The 18457-nt window shown below is 45.0% G+C and carries 20 protein-coding genes; 11 read left to right on the top strand and 9 right to left on the bottom strand.

The window, feature by feature from the left end; all coding sequences use genetic code 11:
• Positions 1–249 precede the first annotated feature (249 nt).
• Complete coding sequence (locus H579_RS0116830; protein ID WP_028301662.1) at positions 250–1857, top strand: phosphoethanolamine transferase; 1608 nt, start codon at positions 250–252, stop codon at positions 1855–1857.
• A gap of 179 nt (positions 1858–2036) precedes the next feature.
• On the opposite strand, the gene H579_RS0116825 is transcribed toward H579_RS0116830, so the two are convergent.
• Positions 2037–2981, bottom strand: a complete 945-nt coding sequence (locus H579_RS0116825; protein WP_051227751.1) for a LysR family transcriptional regulator — start codon at positions 2979–2981, stop codon at positions 2037–2039.
• A gap of 161 nt (positions 2982–3142) precedes the next feature.
• On the opposite strand from H579_RS0116825, the gene H579_RS0116820 reads away from it, so the two are divergent.
• From H579_RS0116820 to H579_RS0116805, 4 genes are all read left to right on the top strand, one after another.
• Positions 3143–4213, top strand: a complete 1071-nt coding sequence (locus H579_RS0116820; RefSeq protein ID WP_084624189.1) for a carbon-nitrogen hydrolase family protein — start codon at positions 3143–3145, stop codon at positions 4211–4213.
• Between the two features lie 561 nt (positions 4214–4774).
• A complete protein-coding gene (locus H579_RS0116815; RefSeq protein WP_157834648.1) occupies positions 4775–5911 on the top strand; it encodes an aminotransferase-like domain-containing protein in 1137 nt (378 codons plus the stop codon).
• Between the two features lie 329 nt (positions 5912–6240).
• A complete protein-coding gene (locus H579_RS0116810) occupies positions 6241–6756 on the top strand; it encodes a P-loop NTPase family protein (protein ID WP_028301658.1) in 516 nt (171 codons plus the stop codon).
• Positions 6757–6872: 116 nt separating this feature from the next.
• Positions 6873–7274, top strand: coding sequence for a hypothetical protein (locus H579_RS0116805; RefSeq protein WP_028301657.1), 402 nt, complete (start codon positions 6873–6875; stop codon positions 7272–7274).
• A 280-nt stretch (positions 7275–7554) separates the two neighbouring features.
• Here the strand turns inward: H579_RS0116805 and H579_RS0116800 are convergent, their stop codons facing one another.
• The 5 genes from H579_RS0116800 to H579_RS0116780 form a co-directional block, all read right to left on the bottom strand.
• Entirely contained in the window at positions 7555–8340 is a 786-nt protein-coding gene (locus H579_RS0116800) for a hypothetical protein (RefSeq protein ID WP_028301656.1), read from the bottom strand.
• A gap of 27 nt (positions 8341–8367) precedes the next feature.
• Positions 8368–8697, bottom strand: a complete 330-nt coding sequence (locus tag H579_RS26130) for a NirD/YgiW/YdeI family stress tolerance protein (RefSeq protein ID WP_051227750.1) — start codon at positions 8695–8697, stop codon at positions 8368–8370.
• Positions 8698–8752: 55 nt separating this feature from the next.
• Positions 8753–10060, bottom strand: coding sequence for an ATP-binding protein (locus tag H579_RS0116790; RefSeq protein ID WP_028301655.1), 1308 nt, complete (start codon positions 10058–10060; stop codon positions 8753–8755).
• Complete coding sequence (locus H579_RS0116785; protein ID WP_028301654.1) at positions 10060–10716, bottom strand: response regulator; 657 nt, start codon at positions 10714–10716, stop codon at positions 10060–10062. The genes H579_RS0116790 and H579_RS0116785 overlap by 1 nt, the downstream gene beginning before the upstream one ends.
• A 208-nt stretch (positions 10717–10924) precedes the next feature.
• Positions 10925–12097, bottom strand: a complete 1173-nt coding sequence (locus H579_RS0116780) for an amino acid permease (RefSeq protein WP_051227748.1) — start codon at positions 12095–12097, stop codon at positions 10925–10927.
• A 344-nt stretch (positions 12098–12441) separates the two neighbouring features.
• Between H579_RS0116780 and H579_RS0116775 the strand changes: the two genes are divergently transcribed.
• Positions 12442–12798, top strand: a complete 357-nt coding sequence (locus tag H579_RS0116775; RefSeq protein ID WP_028301652.1) for a DUF3127 domain-containing protein — start codon at positions 12442–12444, stop codon at positions 12796–12798.
• Positions 12799–12915: 117 nt separating this feature from the next.
• Here H579_RS0116775 and H579_RS0116770 read toward each other — a convergent pair whose 3' ends face one another.
• Both H579_RS0116770 and H579_RS0116765 read right to left on the bottom strand, forming a co-directional pair.
• The gene (locus H579_RS0116770; protein WP_028301651.1) at positions 12916–13434 is read right to left on the bottom strand and encodes a hypothetical protein; all 519 of its coding nucleotides are present in this window, start codon (positions 13432–13434) and stop codon (positions 12916–12918) included.
• Between the two features lie 74 nt (positions 13435–13508).
• Entirely contained in the window at positions 13509–14699 is a 1191-nt protein-coding gene (locus tag H579_RS0116765; RefSeq protein ID WP_157834647.1) for an MFS transporter, read from the bottom strand.
• A gap of 133 nt (positions 14700–14832) precedes the next feature.
• Here H579_RS0116765 and H579_RS0116760 point away from each other — a divergent pair, with 133 nt between their 5' ends.
• Both H579_RS0116760 and H579_RS28700 read left to right on the top strand, forming a co-directional pair.
• On the top strand, positions 14833–15795 hold the full coding sequence (locus H579_RS0116760) for a LysR family transcriptional regulator (RefSeq protein WP_028301649.1): 963 nt from the start codon (positions 14833–14835) through the stop codon (positions 15793–15795).
• Positions 15796–15959: 164 nt separating this feature from the next.
• Positions 15960–16112 (top strand): DUF2986 domain-containing protein, encoded by a 153-nt coding sequence (locus H579_RS28700; RefSeq protein ID WP_084624186.1) that lies wholly within the window; start codon positions 15960–15962, stop codon positions 16110–16112.
• A gap of 49 nt (positions 16113–16161) precedes the next feature.
• Here the strand turns inward: H579_RS28700 and H579_RS0116750 are convergent, their stop codons facing one another.
• Positions 16162–16806, bottom strand: a complete 645-nt coding sequence (locus H579_RS0116750; protein WP_028301648.1) for a FecR family protein — start codon at positions 16804–16806, stop codon at positions 16162–16164.
• A 342-nt stretch (positions 16807–17148) separates the two neighbouring features.
• Between H579_RS0116750 and H579_RS0116745 the strand changes: the two genes are divergently transcribed.
• The 3 genes from H579_RS0116745 to H579_RS26125 form a co-directional block, all read left to right on the top strand.
• On the top strand, positions 17149–17565 hold the full coding sequence (locus H579_RS0116745; protein ID WP_028301647.1) for a hypothetical protein: 417 nt from the start codon (positions 17149–17151) through the stop codon (positions 17563–17565).
• Between the two features lie 81 nt (positions 17566–17646).
• Entirely contained in the window at positions 17647–18066 is a 420-nt protein-coding gene (locus H579_RS0116740; protein WP_028301646.1) for an acyl-CoA thioesterase, read from the top strand.
• Between the two features lie 148 nt (positions 18067–18214).
• A partial coding sequence (locus tag H579_RS26125) for a transposase (protein ID WP_036566499.1) occupies positions 18215–18457 on the top strand: 243 nt, incomplete at its 3' end.

Here is an 18457-nt window from a genome sequence, read left to right as displayed (position 1 = left end):
GCAATAGGTCTACCTTACTACAGGGGGCTGCCTCTTCGTGGTTTGAGGTTTGATATCAGTATTTAATGAATTATTTCAGAGTGGCTTCTGGTCTCAGGGAGTTCCAATTCAGGTTTGGTTTTGTGGTCAGGGCTGAAAAGTTTAGATTAGGACGCTGTACTTATAATATTTCAGTGATCTGTCAAATAAAATGGTTGGTCATTATTCTTGTTTTGTGTCATTGATTGATTTTTTATTAAAGTGGTATTCATGAAGCTGGAATATAAAATATCTCAGACTCAGTTGGTTGTTATTGTTTCGTTATTTTTGGTGGTGTTTGGTAATTTTGCATTTGTCAAAAATGTGCTCGCTGTCTATCCAGTAGATCTGGGTAATATTGCTTTTTTGCTTTCTCTTGTAATATTGTTTGCATCATTTAATATTGTTTTGTTATCGCTTTTTTGTATTAAAAAATTTGCAAAGCCATTTCTTATTGTTTTGTTGCTTGTGTCTTCTCAAGCAGCATATTTCATGGATTCTTATAATATTATTGTCAGTGACGAAATGATTGATAATATTTTTAAAACTGATACCAATGAAGCAATGGACTTGGTGTCAATAAAACAGGTGTTGTACTTGGCCCTGCTTGGTGTTTTGCCTTCTGTTCTTGTCTATAATGCTAAAGTTGATGATATGGCATTAACCCGGGCTGTGTTTTGCAATATTATTCTAATTGTTAAAGCGTTATTGGTATGCGCTGTGCTTTTGTTTAGTTTGAGTGATTTCTATGCTTCATTTTTCAGAGAGCACAGGACACTTCGATTTTATGCCAATCCAACGTACTATATCTATAGTATAGGCAAATATGTAAAAGGCTTTTTTAAACCCGATTCAGAGTATTTCAGGGAAATTGCTCAGGATGCTAAATCATCGCCCAGTGACAGTGAGAGAAAGTTAGTGATATTTGTCTTGGGTGAAACTGCACGAGCTGATCATTTCTCACTGAATGGATATCATAAAAAAACCAATCCACTACTTGAACAGGAAAACGTTTACTCCTTCGATAAGGTTTCCTCATGCGGGACATCTACTGCCCACTCAGTACCTTGTATGTTTTCAATTTATGGACGCTCAGATTTCAACAAGAGCAAAGCCAATCAAACTGAGAATGTCTTGGATATTCTACAGCGCACAGGGGTTAATGTAATTTGGCTTGATAACAATTCGAGTTCAAAGGGGGTGGCTGACCGGGTGACTTATCAAAGCTACAAATCTAAAGATCTGAATCCGGTGTGTGATACAGAGTGTCGTGATGAGGGGATGTTGGCTAATTTGCAGTCCTATATTGATACCTATGCTTCAGGAGATGTTTTTATTGTACTACATCAGATGGGCAATCATGGACCAGCGTATTATAAACGTTACCCAAAATCATTTGAAAAGTTTGTGCCTATCTGTGCAACCAATCAGCTGGAGCAGTGCACTCAGGAAGAAATTAGCAATACTTATGATAATGCTTTGCTGTATACAGATTATTTTTTAGCGCAAGCCATTGGCTTGCTGAAAAATAATGATGAACAATTTAGAACGGCTTTACTTTACGTGAGTGATCATGGTGAATCTTTAGGGGAGAATAATCTTTATTTACATGGATTGCCCTATATGGTTGCTCCGGAAGCACAAACAAATGTACCTATGATTATGTGGTTCGGTGAGGCTTATAAGCAAGGTGGGATTGACTTCTCTCAGATAAGAGATAGTGTTAACCAACCATTCTCTCACGACAACTTGTTTCATACTATATTAGGCTTGATGGAAATTCAGACGAGTGTCTATGATAGTGATATGGATATAATAAGCCATAAAAATAATGAGTGAGTCAATAAACCTGTTATTTTACTGGTGGCAAGCTCAGAGAAGAGGCCTGTTTCAAGAGATAGTATATTAATGCCGGCGTGATTAGCTCTCTATCTCTTGATTCGAGTCTGGCTGTTATAGGAGAACCCCTTATTTTATAGGGGTGATCCTGTATATTATCACGCTGATTTTCGCGCTGACTATTTGAAATAGTCACTCAGATAACCGACGATAATATCCCTGACCAACATCAAGGCCGGATCTCTTACCGCGTCGTAGTGCCAGCATAAGTCTACAGAGAACTTCGCCATTTTAACCGGGCAGGGAGATAAGCTCAAATGACTGTTATCTGCAACAGCCCGCGCAGCAAAGTCAGGGATTGTACAGAGTGCAGCGGTCCCTTTCAGTAAAAAAGGGACCGCTGCAAAATGGCTGCTCGACATCTGTACGCTTCGCTTCAGATTCATCTCTTCCAGTGCATCGTCTACGGCTCCGGTCAATCCGGAAAATGAGATTAGCAGATGCTTACAGGCGACAAACTCCTCCAGGCGTATCGTCGAGCTATCTTGCCGGAAGCTTGGGTCGTATAGACACAGGTATCCCGCTTGCCCCAGAGTTTGGCGACGAATCCGGTTATCCTTAATGCTGCCGCCGGTAATCGCCAGATCTACCTGATGAGTCATAATAGCCTGTTCAACCCGCTCCCGGTTGGTTTGCTGAAAAACGATATGAAACCCTGGTGCCTGTTGCTGAATCAGTCGTACCAGCTGACGACCAAAAGCGATCTCATAATCATCTGATAAACCCAATGTGATTGTTCGCACCTGCCGGCGTATATCGCTTTCCAGTCGCGGTGACAGGGATAACTCAATTTTATCCAGTGCTTCCTGTATCACAGGTCTCAGTAGCACTGCTCGTGCGGTGGGTTTCATTCCCGCCTGGGTGCGCTCAAACAAGGAATCATCGTAGACCTGACGCAGACGTTTTAAAGCCGCGCTTACCGCAGGCTGTCCCAGACATAATTTTTCCGCAGCACGGGTGACGTTCTGCTCCTGATACAGCATCAGAAAGACTTTCAGTAGATTCAGGTCGATATTAGCTAAATTAAAATGATTAATAACTGATACCTCTACTATCAATTTCATTACTTTTTATGGGCTGAGTATAGTACTTCCAAAAGAAAAATCAGGCTGCTCTTTTCTGAGCGCTGTGAAGACAGTTGAGCATAGCGGGGGCACCTGAGCGTAATGGAATCTCCTGCAATCAAACACGAGCACGAGCACAAACACAAACAGAGGAAGAGGTTATGACCAATAAGAAAAAAGCGGATAAACAAAACAAGCCGTCAGATCAATCGATTTCGGTTGCTCAAGCTAGCGCACATTCAAAACTGTCTGTTACGACTCAGTTAGGGGAGGATTCCAGCTTGCCAGATGAGACTTTGGTTTATTCAACGAAGACTCTGACAGTGGCGGCTTTACAGTTGGGTTCGGAGTCTCGTGGGACTTTGGTCACTCTGGAGAAAATTCTCAGTTATAAAGATCAGATCCGTGATACAGGCTGCAAACTGGTTGTGATGCCCGAAGCTTTATTGGGCGGGTATCCCAAGGGACAGGATTTTGGTGCCCGTGTTGGCTACCGTACCCAGAAGGGACGGGATGATTATCTGGAATACTGGCAGCAAGCGATTACCGCCGATGGGCCGGAGGTTAAGGCGCTGTGCGCTATGGCAAAAGAAGCGGATTGTAATCTGGTGGTAGGCGTGATTGAACGGGTGGGTACGAGCCTATATTGTTCAACTTTGTATATCTCAGATCTGGGTGAACTGATCGGAAAACATCGTAAACTGATGCCAACGGCCAGTGAACGTCTGGTTTGGGCCCAGGGGGATGGTTCAACGCTGCCAGTATTGCAGACCAGCGCGGGAAAACTCAGCGGTGCAATCTGTTGGGAAAATTATATGCCTGCGCTGCGCCAGTCACTTTATGGGCAAGGTGTCGAGGTTTGGTGTGTCTCGACTGTTGATGACAGAGAGATCTGGCAAGCCAGTATGCGTCATATTGCTTATGAAGGACGGATGTTTTTAGTCAGTGCTTGTCAGTATCAGCCGTCACCGGAAGAGCAGGGGATTAGTACCGAATGGCCGGACCAGCAAACCTTGATAAGAGGTGGCAGTGTGATTGTGTCTCCTATGGGAGATATTTTGGCTGGGCCGCTTTATGGTCAGGAAGGGCTGATCAGTGCGCAGATTGATCTAAGTGAGATTGTCAAAGCCCGCTACGATCTCGATGTTTCGGGTCATTACGCGCGTAATGATATTTTTCAGCTGACAGTAGACGCGCGTGAAAAAACGGGTGTCTGTTTCAAGCGTGATTAACAAGAGATCTTTGCAACGCGTGGTTATGGCCGGTGCTCGGTAAAGCGGATCTGTCTGCCAAATACCCATTATCATCAAAACATTGCCCGCTATTTTAGCGGGTTTCTGTGGTTAGCGGGCTGACAAAAGCGTGTCTGACAGTTGAGTAATTTGTGGTCATGGCTTGTTTGCTGGCTATGACCCGTTTGTGGGTCGTAGGTCTTGGAAGAGGTGCGATCTGGCAGATCAGTGAGTCCGTCGTCACAGTTATCAGTGTTCGAAATTGGCTCTGCCGTGTCTTGAATTGGGCCAATCCACTGATAACCCTGCTGGAGAGCGGTTCTAATATACTGTGGCGCCGAAGCGGAACCTCCCTGCGCTTTTCTTAATTCCAGAATGCTCTGGGCGAGTGAATGCTCCCGATACTTACCATGCTGACAGATCTCTTAACTGCATAATCCGGATAGGCAGATATGGAGGATAGAGTAACGGTGGCAGACGTTGATATTTGCCGTTTATAAATCAATCCGATAGATTTGAATCATTCGCTTTTCACTCATTTCCCTATGTGAGCCCGCTATTTTGACAAATTCCGCAAAAATACCCCTTCAGGTTGCACGACCTAATCACTTAATCGACTTGGCTGTTGGTCATCCTGACCCAGATCTATTACCGGTTGAGCTGTTTAATTCACTTTCTCCTGAGCAGCTGTCCTTTGGATACCAAAATCTGGCTTATGGTGAGCAGGCGGGTGCCGAACCCTTTCGGCAGATGCTGGCAGCTTGGTTGGCGGAAGATTATGGTCAGCCGATTAAGGCAGATGAGCTATTGGTGACAAACGGCTCGTCTAATGCGTTGGATATGATCTGTTCGCTGTTGAGAGAATCTGATGCAACGGTGCTGGTGGAAGACCCCTGCTATTTTATAGCGCTGAAACTGTTTAAGGCCCGTGGCTTTAATGTGGTGGCTGTGCCGATGGATGAAGAGGGCATTGAGCTGCAAGCGTTGGAGCAGGCCATTGAGCAATATAATCCGGCTTTTATCTACACCATTCCCACTTTCCATAATCCGACAGGTATTACGCAATCTGATAATCGGCGGCGGGCACTGGTAAAGCTGGCCGCTGACAAGCAATGTGTGCTGGTGGCGGATGAGGTGTATCAGTCGCTGTATTTTGATCAGAAACCGCCTGCGCCTTTGGCCTGCTATAACCGCGATGCGCCGGTGTTATCGATCGGCTCTTTCTCTAAGATTCTGGCCCCTGGTCTGCGCCTGGGGTGGATTCAGGCTTCTGGTGAGTTGCTGTATAAGCTGACCAATTCTGCATTACTGTTTAGCGGTGGTGGACTGGCTCCGGTGACTTCGGCCTTAGTAGGAGCTTTGATTGCAAAGGGAGAGTTCCAGAATAATCTGGCGCATCTACGTCAGACTTATGCCGCGAGATCTGAACTGCTATATGATGGTCTGGTATCAACATTTGGTGATCAGATACAGATCAAAAAGCCTGAGGGTGGTTACTTTTTATGGGCCCATTTTGTTGATGGGCGGGATGTTGCAGCAAAACGAGATCAGGCGAGGGAATTAAGTGTGAACTATCTGCCCGGTAATCTTTGTTCTGCTACGGGACAGTTCCGTTCCAGTATGCGCCTGTGTTTTGCCTGGTATCCAGAGCAGCAGTTGATCACGGCTTGTGAGCGTTTAGGTGAGGTGCTTACTTAAAGCTTTCTCAGCTGCTTTGAACTTTAGAAACTCAAAAGAGTAGTGTATTCATAAAGTGTGTATTTCATATATTGAGGCTTACCCCGTTGTATTAACCCTGTCTGATATGTGATATCTCTATCAGGTGTTGATTATTTGGTAAATTCCTGAGAGGCTTGGCTTATGAATACTTTATCTGCGCGTCTGTCATTTCGAATTATTTCCATCATTCCATGGGGTGGTGGGCTTTGACGCGTATGTAGTTTTAGAACCCGCCCAAGAGGCGGGTTTTTTATATCTGCTTCCTGGGTTTTACGAATGCCAATCAGGTAGATTGCATAGGAGGCGAGATGAAAAAAGTAGCAGTATTTGGTAATGCCGGTGGTGGTAAATCAACTCTGGCAAAGCAATTAGCAGAGCAGACAAACCTGCCTTTATATCCATTGGATTTGATGAAGTATCGCCCGGGTGGAGAAGAGGTTCCCCACGAGGAATATCTTGAGAACCATGCAGAATTGTTAAAGCAGGATGAGTGGCTGATTGATGGTTTTGGCTGTGTGCCTTCAGCCTGGCAGCGTTTTGCAGTTGCGGATACTTTGGTATTTATCGACCTGCCATTTTTAACTCACGTCTGGTGGGTGACAAAGCGCTTATTTAAAGGGCTGTTTGTGAACCCTGAGGGTTGGCCTGAGAATAGCCCTATCTTACGGGGGACACTGAATAGCTATCGTGTGCTTTGGTTATGTCATAGCAAGCTAACGCCGAGATATCGCCAGCTGGTGTCTGAATCTACAGATAAAGCCGTTTATCACCTGCGTTCGTCCAAAGAGATCAGAGCATTTCTAAATGATCTTTCTGATCAATAAAACACATGCACACTAATTAAGCTTTGTCTTGTGAGTGCGACAAAAGTCCCAGAGAAACTTTGCTTTTGCTATGTGTATGATTTAGCTGGAATACTAAAAATAAATAAGGGCATGTTATGCAGCAAATGAAGTCACGAGCACGTTTTATCCTGGTCATGGTGATCTGGATCGTTATGGTCTGTCCTATGGCGATGTTCCTGTTTCAGGGCTTTGCTCAGGATGCTCCGCTCACATTGCAAAACTTTAGCCTGCACATTGTCTCAGCCATTATTGGTTTTGCTATCGCCAGTGCTATGTTTTCAATCAGTTATCTGGCCAATATTACCAGTTGGAAAACCAATATCTTATTGCTGTTTGCTTATATGCTAAATGGTCTACTGGTGGCTGGTTGGTTGGGCTTTGCTCAAAGCCCGCTGTTTAACCTGACGTTGATCATGGTGTTCTGTTCGACTTTTCTGTTTTGGCCATTTATGCTGCAAAACAAAAAATTTGAAGAGGGTAGCAGTACACAGGTCTGAACTAACCGTTTCGGGTATTATGTGAGGTTTCTCCACCGATATCCTACCACCTCTGTCTGGGGATGGAGAGGCTTTGAATCTGCTGGAGCTGTTGGCAGAGGTATTGGTATACCCTGAATGGAAACTGACATGGTAAAGCGATTGTTATGTGTTTCAATATTCCGGGCAATGGGCAAAGCAAGCCTTGCCCATTGGTCTTCTTAACTGTAGCAGCAGATGCTGACTACGTTGCCGGGTTTATTGTCAGATCTGTCAAACAGTAAAATCCGGTTAGGTACCATCAGAGCTGTTCAGCGGAAAAATTAAAAAGCCCCCATACCGCATCCTGGGTGAGAATGCCTGTGAACTCAACTGAGGTATTGTTTTCAAATTTCACCTCTAGCCTGGTGTCGTCGTAATCTATATCGTCAATCTGTTTGACCAGCTGTATAAAGGAGTGAATTCCAAATGTATCAGATAGAATAATCTGATCACCCTCATCGGCATTAAAATTTGAAATATTGACGTTATCACCGGGGGTCAGTGTGAACTTATCCTGTTGACCTGATTGGAAAACAATCTCTTTGCCCTGATCATATGATTGGTGATTATTTCCAGTAATATACTCTTCGTAGATCTTTTGGTAGCGGCCATCTCCATTACTGTCCTTATAGACGGTTTTCTCAAATCCCCAGCCTTCAGGTTCGTACTCAGTGATCAGATTGCCCTGAACAGTAAACTGATGCTGCTGAATTGAATCCTGTTCTATCTCACCATCTGTTTCATATTCTGTTTTAGAGATAACATTACCGTTTTGAATGTCAAAGCGGTAGAAATCCTGAACAATATGCGGGCTGGCAGGCGTGAATGTTGTTTGTCCGGCAGAATAAATACCGTCGCCATTGATATCTGTAAAGGATGTCAGTTCAATGACGCCGTCATCTGTCTCTTGTTTAAAAATAACATCACCTTCAATGTAATAGTGCTCATCAGCATCGATTTTTTCATATTCCCAACGGCCATCGTCCCATTCCTGAACACTTTTTATCTGATTGTTATGAATACTGAAACGGTATAGGTCAGACATCGTTAACTCCTTTTTAATAGCATGGTTTTAGTGAATTTCGATATGGTCTACTTCAAGTTCGATACCCTTGTATTCCTGTTCAATTTCGCCATACAAGGTGACAGCCTGGCCATTTTTCAAGACGATATGACGGCTGATATCCTCGTCAATTTCAACGGTTATTGAGCCGCTGGCATCCTGAAATTCATACTTCTCACGACCCAGAGGCTTAACCAGGGTGGCATTTATTACTACCAGGGAATTGTCTCTGGCATTCAGCGCTTCAGATACAGACATCACACTAGAAGCTGGGACCTGTGCTATTGCTGTGAGTGAACCTGCAAAGAATAGTAAGGTGCCAAACATCAATCTCTTCATCGTTTTTCTCCTTTTATGTAATGGTTGATGAAGAGATTAATGGATAGAGATGAAGTTAACCTGAAGTGCTGCTTTGTCTTGTGAAACAGAGGGTTATATGTAATCCCGGACAGGCATGGGAGCAGTGGAACGATGCCTGGTGAATGGCTGCAATACGTTGACAAATGGCCAGGCCCAGGCCCAGGCCTTCTCCTTTGCTGTCAAGGCGGACTGCAGGATTTCGAATGGCATTCAGTAATGTATCGGTTACACCATCGCCATTATCTTTTATGCTTAGGGTTTGTCGGGTCAATGCGATGTTTACCTCAGTGGTTCTGGGGCTATGGCGTAAGATATTACTGAATATATTTTCAATTAATACCTGCAACAGGGTTACATCACCTTCGATATGACAAGGCTCCAGCTCCAGGTGCAGTGCAATACCCCGCGCCTTAAAGAGCCTTTGATATTTGCCGGTTATTGCTTGTATCCGAGTATCCAGGGCAATCGGTTCAAAGCGTTTCTTCCAATGATGTTGTTCAAGTCTGGCCAGAGTCAGCAATTGCTCAACAATGCGGTTGACCCGCTCAGTTTCGAGCTTGATGGCAGAGATGTCGGGTTCCGGGCAGGAAAGTTCAAGTTTGATCGTCGTCAGAGGTGTACGCAATTCATGGGCGACATCGTTGGCAAATTGGCGCTCACGATTCAGCACCTCGTCAACTTCTGACATCAGGCGATTCAGTTTACTGGTCAGTGTCTTGATTTCCCGCGTCTGACTGTCGCATTTTAAGGGAGAAAGGTCATCACCACTGCGCTGATCCAGTTCTCTTGATAGCAGTGTCAGTGGTTTTATGATTAATCGAACCAACCAGCTTAATAGCAATAAACTTAACGCCGATCCAATCAGTGTGGGGGCTGTAATATCTTCTGCAATGTCACCAATGATGTCATCGGAAAGATCATCACGACGGTACATCTGGACAATAAGCTCATCTTCATCATGCTGATAACCATACCAGCCGTAGCCTTGAAATCTTGCTTCTATAAAAGAAGATCCACGTTTTTGGAGGGGGTTATAGTGATCGAAATTGCTTATCTGCCAGCCCTGTTGCGTATGATATACGGTCACCCAGATCGTATCCTCATCGTCCATACGCACATGCTCTTTCAGGAATATACGTAACTCCGCGGGCGTTGCTTTTGTGGCAACGACCATAGCGTTGAGCAGGGCCGCATTTTGTTTTAAATCATCCTCAAGAACTTCATTAAATTCTTCATCGGCTGCCAGGTAAGTTATAAAAACCCCAAGTAGACTGGAGGTGATCATAAAAATGCCCAAAATCCAGGCAATCGCTTTAATGCTGAAGTTTTTTTTGATCATCATCAGGGTTGCACCAGGCGATAGCCAAAGCCCCGTACCGTTTCGATACGGTCTTTACCAATCAGCTTACGCAAAGCATAGATATGCACATCCAGGGTATTGGATTCTGAGTCATTGCCTGAACCATAAATGCGTTGTAATAACCGCTCTCTATGAACTTTGTTGCCTGCTGATTGCAGTAATGTCAGTAGTAACTGAGCTTCTTTCTGAGGGAGGGAAAGTGGCTCATTGTGTAAGGAAAACTGATCTAGCCTGCTGTCGTAACTCAGACCGCCAAAGGTACAGATCTCATGATGGCGCCCCTGATGACGGCGCAACAGAACCCGAATTCTGGCCTGCAACTCTTCAGGTTCAAATGGCTTGACCAGATAATCATCTGCACCGGTATCAAGCCCCTGTACACGGTCATCCAGTCCATCCCGTGCCGATAAAATCAACACGGGTTGATCAGCGTTACTCTGTCGCAATCGCATCAGCCATTCGATACCGTCGCCATCAGGCAGGCCAAGATCAAGCAGAATAAGATCATAATCATTAGCCTGAAATTGCTGTTTTGCTAATGAAAGAGTCCGCACCCAGTCAACCCGGTAGGTGCGGCTTAGTATTTTTAATAGCACATTGCCAAGACCTAAATCGTCTTCGACTAATAGCAGAAACATCGAATTGCTCCATGAAGTACTGAACTTTGGAAAAGCACTAACTGTCCAGTAGTTTTCCTTATAAAGGATGAAGTTTACATGAAGCATGTGATTGGCATCCAACGGGAAATAGCCAGGAAAAATGAGCCTGTATTGGCTGTCGATACCGTTTAGAACGGCATCGACAGTTTTCCTTATAGCAAATATCCACACAGGTGCATGCTTTAATTTAGAACTGAGCTACCACCAGTAATACACCAAACAACATACTGGCAATCAGGCTGATGTTACCGCCTGGGATTGTAAAGTCGTGTTTAGGATCTTGCCGACAGCGCCAAACCATGGCTACAGGAATAAAGATCGCCAACACGGTTAACGCTAAACCGGCATAGCTTAATGCTTGTAAAAACTGCCCCGGTGCACTGGATGCCATCAGCAGTGGTGGCAGCAGTGTCAAAGCGATGGCCGGTAGGCGGCTTTTCTTGATGTTATTACGCTCGCACACTTCCTCAAAAAAGCCGTACAGGGACAGAGCGACACCCAGGAATGAGGTGAGCAGTGCCATGGCTGCAAACCACTGCAGCACACTGTTCAGCCAGTCCGATTCGCCCCCCAGAGCTGCAACCAGCTCTTTTACCCCGGAGAAAGTCGCCAGTTCATGGGCTTCAACGGTATTCATGCAAGCAACAAACCACAGGCTATAACATACCAGTGGAATCAGGCTGCCGATCACGATCACTTTACTGAACTGTTGGCCTGTACCATGGGTGTAACTGACCAGTGGTGGAATGACCACCATAAAACCGAAGGAAGTAAAGAGTACCGGTAATGCAGCCATGATGATGTCAAACTGAGATGACGCAGTTTCTGCTGTCTGCGGAACCGTTGGTGTGCTGCTGTCTGCTGTGAACATGGCATACAGGGCGATAGCAAAAGTTGCCAGCATGGTGATGAAGAACAGACGATTAACCCGATCTACCATCCCTGTACCTAGAATAATGGCAATACTGGCCAATAGGGTAAACAGAGTACGACTGATATCTGCGTTAACGTCGAGACCGATAAAGGCCAGCGCCGTCTGAAGCAGATCCCCCGCGCCTAAAATATAGGCCATTAGCAGGAAACCCAGTAAGAAAATCATGCCGATATCGGCCAGTATCTGACCGCCTTTACCCAGCCAATGGCCAGACATGGCATGCATATTGTCGCCAGGGTGGTGGTTAATATTGACCTCAAGTAACAAGAGTGCAGCAAATGTGGTAAAGGCCCAGGTGAATAGCAGTAAGCCAAGCCCCATCGCCAGGCCCAGCGGCGCTAAAACCATGGGGATCGCCAGCATACCTGCACCGAGTGCCGTACCTGCGACAATTAATGTGCTTCCGATAAAGCGGGGTGAAATCACAGTAATCTCCTGATTTGTGTTTATTTTCAAGCAGTTATATGGAGAGCGTCAGATCATAGAGCAAAAAACTGTTTTAGGCTATATTTTTGTAAATTATTGGTAATGTAGTTTTTTCATCTGTATCTGTGTTTTTCGTGAGTCGGATTGTCTATCGTAAACGTAAAGGTAAGCGTTTGCGCTGGATTGTATAGACTGCATCATGGAGAGGATACTCAGGCATAGACTATGTCCTAAACATATGGGCACCGGGGATGACGATGATGAGTGAAAAAAGGGGAAGAAATCTCTTTTTCAATCTGCTTAAATCTACACCCTGATTCAGTTTTAAATATCGAGTACAGAAAATGTCATACGAACTCACCGGAAAAATCAAAGTTATTCAAGACCCTCAAACCTTCGGCAGTGGCTTCACGAAGCGGGAGATGGTGGTCACTGTTGAGGATGGTAAATATCCTCAGGATATCAATCTTGAATTTGTGCAGGATAAGGTGAGTCTGTTGGATGCGCTGCAAATTGGCCAGGAAGTGACGGTAAGCTTTAATATCCGTGGTCGTGAGCACAACGGTCGTTACTACAATAACCTTCAGGGTTGGAAGATTCAGGCAGCGCAAAGTGAGAACAATGCAGACTATGCTGATTATGAACAGCAGGCTTCCTACAGTAACCATAATCCTTTTGATCAGGATGATGTGCCGTTCTAAGGCGCTTTAACCGCACTCAGTCTTTAATGGTAAGGCTTGAATTGCATTAAGCGTTTGTACCTGCCGCTCTATTTCCATGGCTCTACCGGAAGTCATTTTGCGGCAGGTAATCCTCACTTAATAACCATCAATCTGAATGCGGTTACAGGCCGAACCGTAACCCAGGGTATATTTAAAGGCGGGATAAACCCGGGTGGAGCTAATCGCGTAGCCGATCGTAATTAAACCTTCTTTACCCCATAAGTTAATTATCTCTTCACGCAGATCATCGGCCTCTGGATTATGGGCCAGTACAAGATCAGTAAACTTAACCACTAACACAATCTCTTCCGGCAGTTTGTCCAGATCATTATCGATAATTGCCCGGATCATTTCTGGAGAGAGGTTGGCCTCCAGAGCCATATTCACAATAAGTTGGGTACAGGGCCCGCAATCATCCCAAATAATAGCCCTTAGTCTGGCTGCAAACAGTGGCGCGGCAGGTAAATTACCAGAGTGCGCAGACATTGTCTGGAAGCCCATAAACTTCAGGAAGGCCTTTAAATCGGTCTGAAGAATATCCTGCATATAGCGCACATCGTAGTCGTAACGTTTTTGCATCGACAGCAGTGTTTTGTTGAGCAGATAACGGATCATTTGTTTTTCCTTTCTGTATTGAATTCACTTTGATATTGATCGTTGTGGCCAGTGTTGACTGATGTTGGTTGGTGCTATTGCAGAGCAGGTGCGGTAGGTTTTTCCCGAGCCTGTACGGGGTTAAACAGTAAAACAGCACTCATCAGGAAAATTCCGGCGCAGGTGTAAAGCATTACAGAGAAGTTATTGCCATCCAGAAGCAGTGAAGCGAGTAGTGGGCCTGAGGCCATACCTAATGAGGACACAACTGCAGCAATCGTGGATAGACGACCACTGGCATCCAGCTCTGCCGTGACGGCTAATAGATAGGATTGCACTGCAGGCCAGGAGAAGAACAACAGAGCCATTGCGGTAATATAGATCACTATGGATGGAGAGAAATGAAGCGCTGCTTCGATAAGCAGTGCAGCACTGCAGGACAACATCACTCCAATAACAACCTGAAATAATCGTCCCACTCGATTGTGGTTAATCACAGGCAGTAGAGCGCCTGCAAGTCCCAGTAATCCAGTCATAGCGATATACAAGCTAACCTCTTCGTTGGAGATCTTTGCGCTTAAACCAATTAAGCCCACATAGGCCCAGATCGCACTGGCTGCAATTTGATACAACAAAATAGCCAGTAGGGTTAATAGACCATGAGTAAAGGAATGAGGCTGAGTGTTTGAGGCGCAAGCTGTAGTTTTTTCTTTCGATAATCCAGGTAAGAAAGGCAGAAAGATCAGGCTCAACAAGACAAAAAGCGCCATGATATAGAATACGGTATAAGCACCGAATAAGTTTTCCAGTATGGGTAGCAGTGAAATAACGATAGAGCCGATACTGAACTGGATAAACAGTAACAAACCAAAAGCGCGATCCGGGTTTTCCAATCGAGCCAGCACAGAAAAAGCGATTCCCACGCACAAGCCGCCCAAAACACCGGCTGCAAAGCGCCAGGCCAGCATGCTTGTATACTCGTTGATCCAGACGGTTCCAGCATCGAGCGCTGTCAGCATGGTCATAAAGGCAAACATTGCACGTTGCCAACGTACTTTTCGCACCAGAAAGATAGCAACGGTGCTGCCTACAATGCCGCCATAGCCATTCATAGCGATCACTTGTCCGGCTTCGGAATCACTAAAACCGATATTTCCGGCTAATGCATTCACAACCCCCGGCATAAAGTTGATATAAGACAGACCTGCCATAGCGACAAACGCTAGTAAACCGTAGGTCAAAAGACTATTGGGCGGCGCTTTTTTTAGAATAGATCGTTGCGACATAATGTATTTCCCACCGTGTTTATTAGTGATTTACTTTGTGTTGAATTTTATTGATGGGAACGTTCTGAAAAATAGGCTGTAATCCCTAACAGCCGTGAACAATATTCATGAGTTTTCTTGTTATACTCAGCAGATGGATAAACTTCGAACCCTGGAAATCTTTATTGCGACCTGTGACGGTGGCAGTTTCGCAGCGGCGGCCAGACTCTGTAACAGTGATCCGTCCACGGTCAGCAAAGCGATTAGTCGGCTGGAATCTCAACTGGGATTGACGCTGTTTCAGCGTTCCACGCGTCAGTTGCGTATCACAGCGGCAGGTCAGTGTTATGCGCGTACCGTGCGTAAGATGATTCTGGATCTATCGTCTTGTGAGAGTGAGCTAAAACAGCTGAATGATTCTCCTTGTGGGACTTTGCGTATTAACTCAGCTGTTTGCTACGGACACCTTTATCTGCGTCCAATATTGAAAGCATTTTGTCGGCAATACCCGGAGATCAAGGTGGAGTTGGAGATCAATGATTTCCATGTCGATATCATTGAAAACGACATAGACATTGCTCTGCGTACGGGATTTGTGAAGGACAGTCGATTGATTGCCCGCTGTTTAAGCCCCATGGACTTTCTGGTTTGTGCATCGCCTGATTATTTAAAAGAGAGAGGCACGCCAAGCTGTCGAGAAGACTTTCGCAGTCATGCCTGGATCGGTTTTAAAATCAAAGAAACTCAGCAATTACAGCCAATTTTTTTGCCGGATGAAACGGGTGATTATCAGCTCTATGAGCTAGAGCGCAGTCATATCACGGATGACGGTGAAGCCATGGCTTATATGTGTATTGATGGTATGGGCTTTGCCCAACTTCCTCATTTTCTTGCCCGACAAGGCCTGGAAAGCGGTGAATTGATATCTCTGTATCCCTGCTTTAGACCACCTCAGCCTGATAGTGGTGTCTTTGCTATTTATCCAAAACGGGATTATCTTCCTGCCAGGGTGCGTGTATTTATCGAATTTATGACAGATGCACTTGCAGATATGGGTGAGAGTTCAAATCAGACATGGGCTAGAGAGTGGCCATCTGTCGGGCTCATAACCCATTAGGGAATATTTGAGCTACAATACGCATTGGCTCAGATGCGTCCGGAGCTTATCTGCCTGTTGCCAGAGAATATCGCGCCTTGTTGCAGAGGCGTTTTTGTATGAGAGCTTAGTTGAGTTAATGGCATCCTATTGATGCCATTAATGGTTACTGATTAGAGAGCGTTATGAATCGTCGTAAAAAGATAAACCAGATTTTGAAACAGAAAGCTAAAAAGGCTAATGACAAGAAAAGCGGTAATACATCTAAACCACGCTATATCTCCAAAGCGGAAAGGGCCAAAATGGCCCAGGAAGAAGCTGTTGCTACAGAGAGCTAGCTTTTGGCTGCACATCAGACGTTGTTGTAAATAGCTTTCGTCTGATGGATCACTGATCCATTTCCAGTGCTGTTGCTGCTACTGCTTTATTAACCTTTTTGTCAGGCCATGTTTTAGGTGCCGTAGGGGCTTCATTGGCCTTAACTGTGGTACCTTGGCCACCTGTGGTGAGTTCAACTTGCCCATATTCATTTTTAATATAAACCCCTTTACCAGATACCATGGTGACATCCAGTGCATCAGAAAAAATAAAGCCGCCCCAGAAATCAGTTCCTCGGATGCCCATGGTCGCGACTCGAGTTTTGACCTCTAACTTGGGGTTAGCTTGTTGACCAATAGCCCCGGTAATGGCTCGAAATGCGCCAGTGGCTAGGCTAAAACGTACATCAGATGTTTGCTTTTCGCGGTTAAAGCGGTATTTATCGATTTTAAACTTGGTTTTATTGGCCAGAGTAATTCTGGTGCCATCTCTAAGCTCAAAACGCACCTTGCCATCACCTGAAGTTACAAGCTCATCGCCTTCAACAACCCGAACTGCATCTCCCAGTGGCAATTGTTTATCTCCTCTATAGACCATGGCGTTGCCTTGAATAGCAACAACCTTACCGACAATATCTGCTGCCAGTGCTGGGGTAGGTAGTGACAAGACAAGCAGTGAGAGAAAAGCAAAAACTAAAGGGAATTGAATCGACATGGGCACTCCTTTGAAGCGCAATTGGTAATACTTGTATTAGGTAAAAGTGGTGTAAATATTCTATCGTTGAGTACCTTCATCATAGTGAAACCTTCCCTGTTAAATCAAATTCTAATCACCAACCCCGGTGCTAATGCTTAAGAACGGTGTGAAAAAGTCAGCAGATTGTCTTAAATGTTAGCTATGATGGTGATTTTTTGTGAAAACAGTCAGTTATCATCAAAGAGTTGGCTACATAATAAGGCAAAAGTTATTAGTATCCTGCACCGAGAGTATTGAGGGGCTATGAAGTTTTTGGTGTTAGTGACCTTTGTTTCGTTGTTCAGTTGAGGAAATTATCCCGTGCAAAGTACGAGCAAGTTCGTTTTTTCTCCATCACAGGCTGCCTTAGGTTGCGTATTTGGTGGTCCATTGGCAGCAGCATATTTTATTCGTCATAACTTTAAAGCATTGGGACAGGAGCAGGCCGTACGGAAAACGGTCAATATTGGCTCGTTTATCGTGATTGTTGTCATTTGCATGATGCCGCTGTTACCAAAAGAGTTTCCGAGTATTTTGCTGAATCTGCCTGCGGTTATTTTTGTTCGTTACTTTATTGAAAATAAGCAATTTACTAAACAGCAGATTGAAGGTGACCAGGCTTTGAAGTTCCAGTCTGTCAATCAGGTCGTAGGAGCCAGTGTTATCTGCCTTTGTATCAGTTTGGCATTGGTGTTTGCTTTGGCACTGTTCCTTACGTTTTCTGCTGGTGCCGTTTGAGACAGTAGCTGACATCTGGTTGCAATTTTTTTCTTTCAGACTAAATTGTTAAATATGCTTTTATTTCAATAGGATATGTTTATGTCTGAACAAACAAGAGGTCGTTTGACCACTCGTACAATGGCGATGCCTGCAGATACCAACCCGGCAGGGGATATCTTTGGTGGCTGGGTGCTGGCACAGATGGATATTGCAGCGGGTATTTGCGCGGGACAAAGAGCACAGCAAAGGGTTGTCACTGTATCTTTGGATGGGATGAGCTTTATCCGTCCGGTTAAAGTCGGTGATATTCTGGGTATCTATACCGATATTCTTGAGGTAGGCACCTCATCCATGAAAATACACGTGGAAGCCTGGGTGCGTCGTGGTCGAATTGGCCATCGGGAAAAAGTGACAGAAGCGGTATTTAAGTTTGTGGCCATTGATGATGACGGTAATCCAACGCCAGTACCCGCAGTGGAAGATCTGCCTGCTTATGCAATGGATGATTATACTTTCTAGCGGCCTGAATGAGGCTGGGTGAAAGGGGTTATTGTCTTTATCTAAGGAGGATCTGGGCTTACTTTTGTCATAGCAGCCTGTCGGACTATTAGCCCATTTCATCCAGATCTAGGATAATAGCCCTTTTCAGGTTCCAGCAGGATATATCATGAGTCGCTTTCGTACCATCGATCGTCAAACGCCTTATCTACTTCCTCCATCTATTGATGACTGGCTGCCTGAAGATCATTTAGCTCGCTTTATTGTAGAGGTTGTCGATAGTCTGGATTTGCAAGCCATCCAGGGAGCATATCGCGGGAGAGGCAGTGCAGCCTATCACCCTTCTCTACTACTATCCCTGCTCATCTACGCTTATGCCACCGGAGTATTTTCCAGTCGCAGGATTGAGCAA

Source organism: Oceanospirillum beijerinckii DSM 7166, from assembly GCF_000422425.1.
Classification (GTDB): Bacteria; Pseudomonadota; Gammaproteobacteria; order Pseudomonadales; family Halomonadaceae; genus Oceanospirillum; species Oceanospirillum beijerinckii.
Note: the sequence above shows the minus strand (reverse complement) of the source record. Positions and strands in the feature narration are given on the sequence as shown.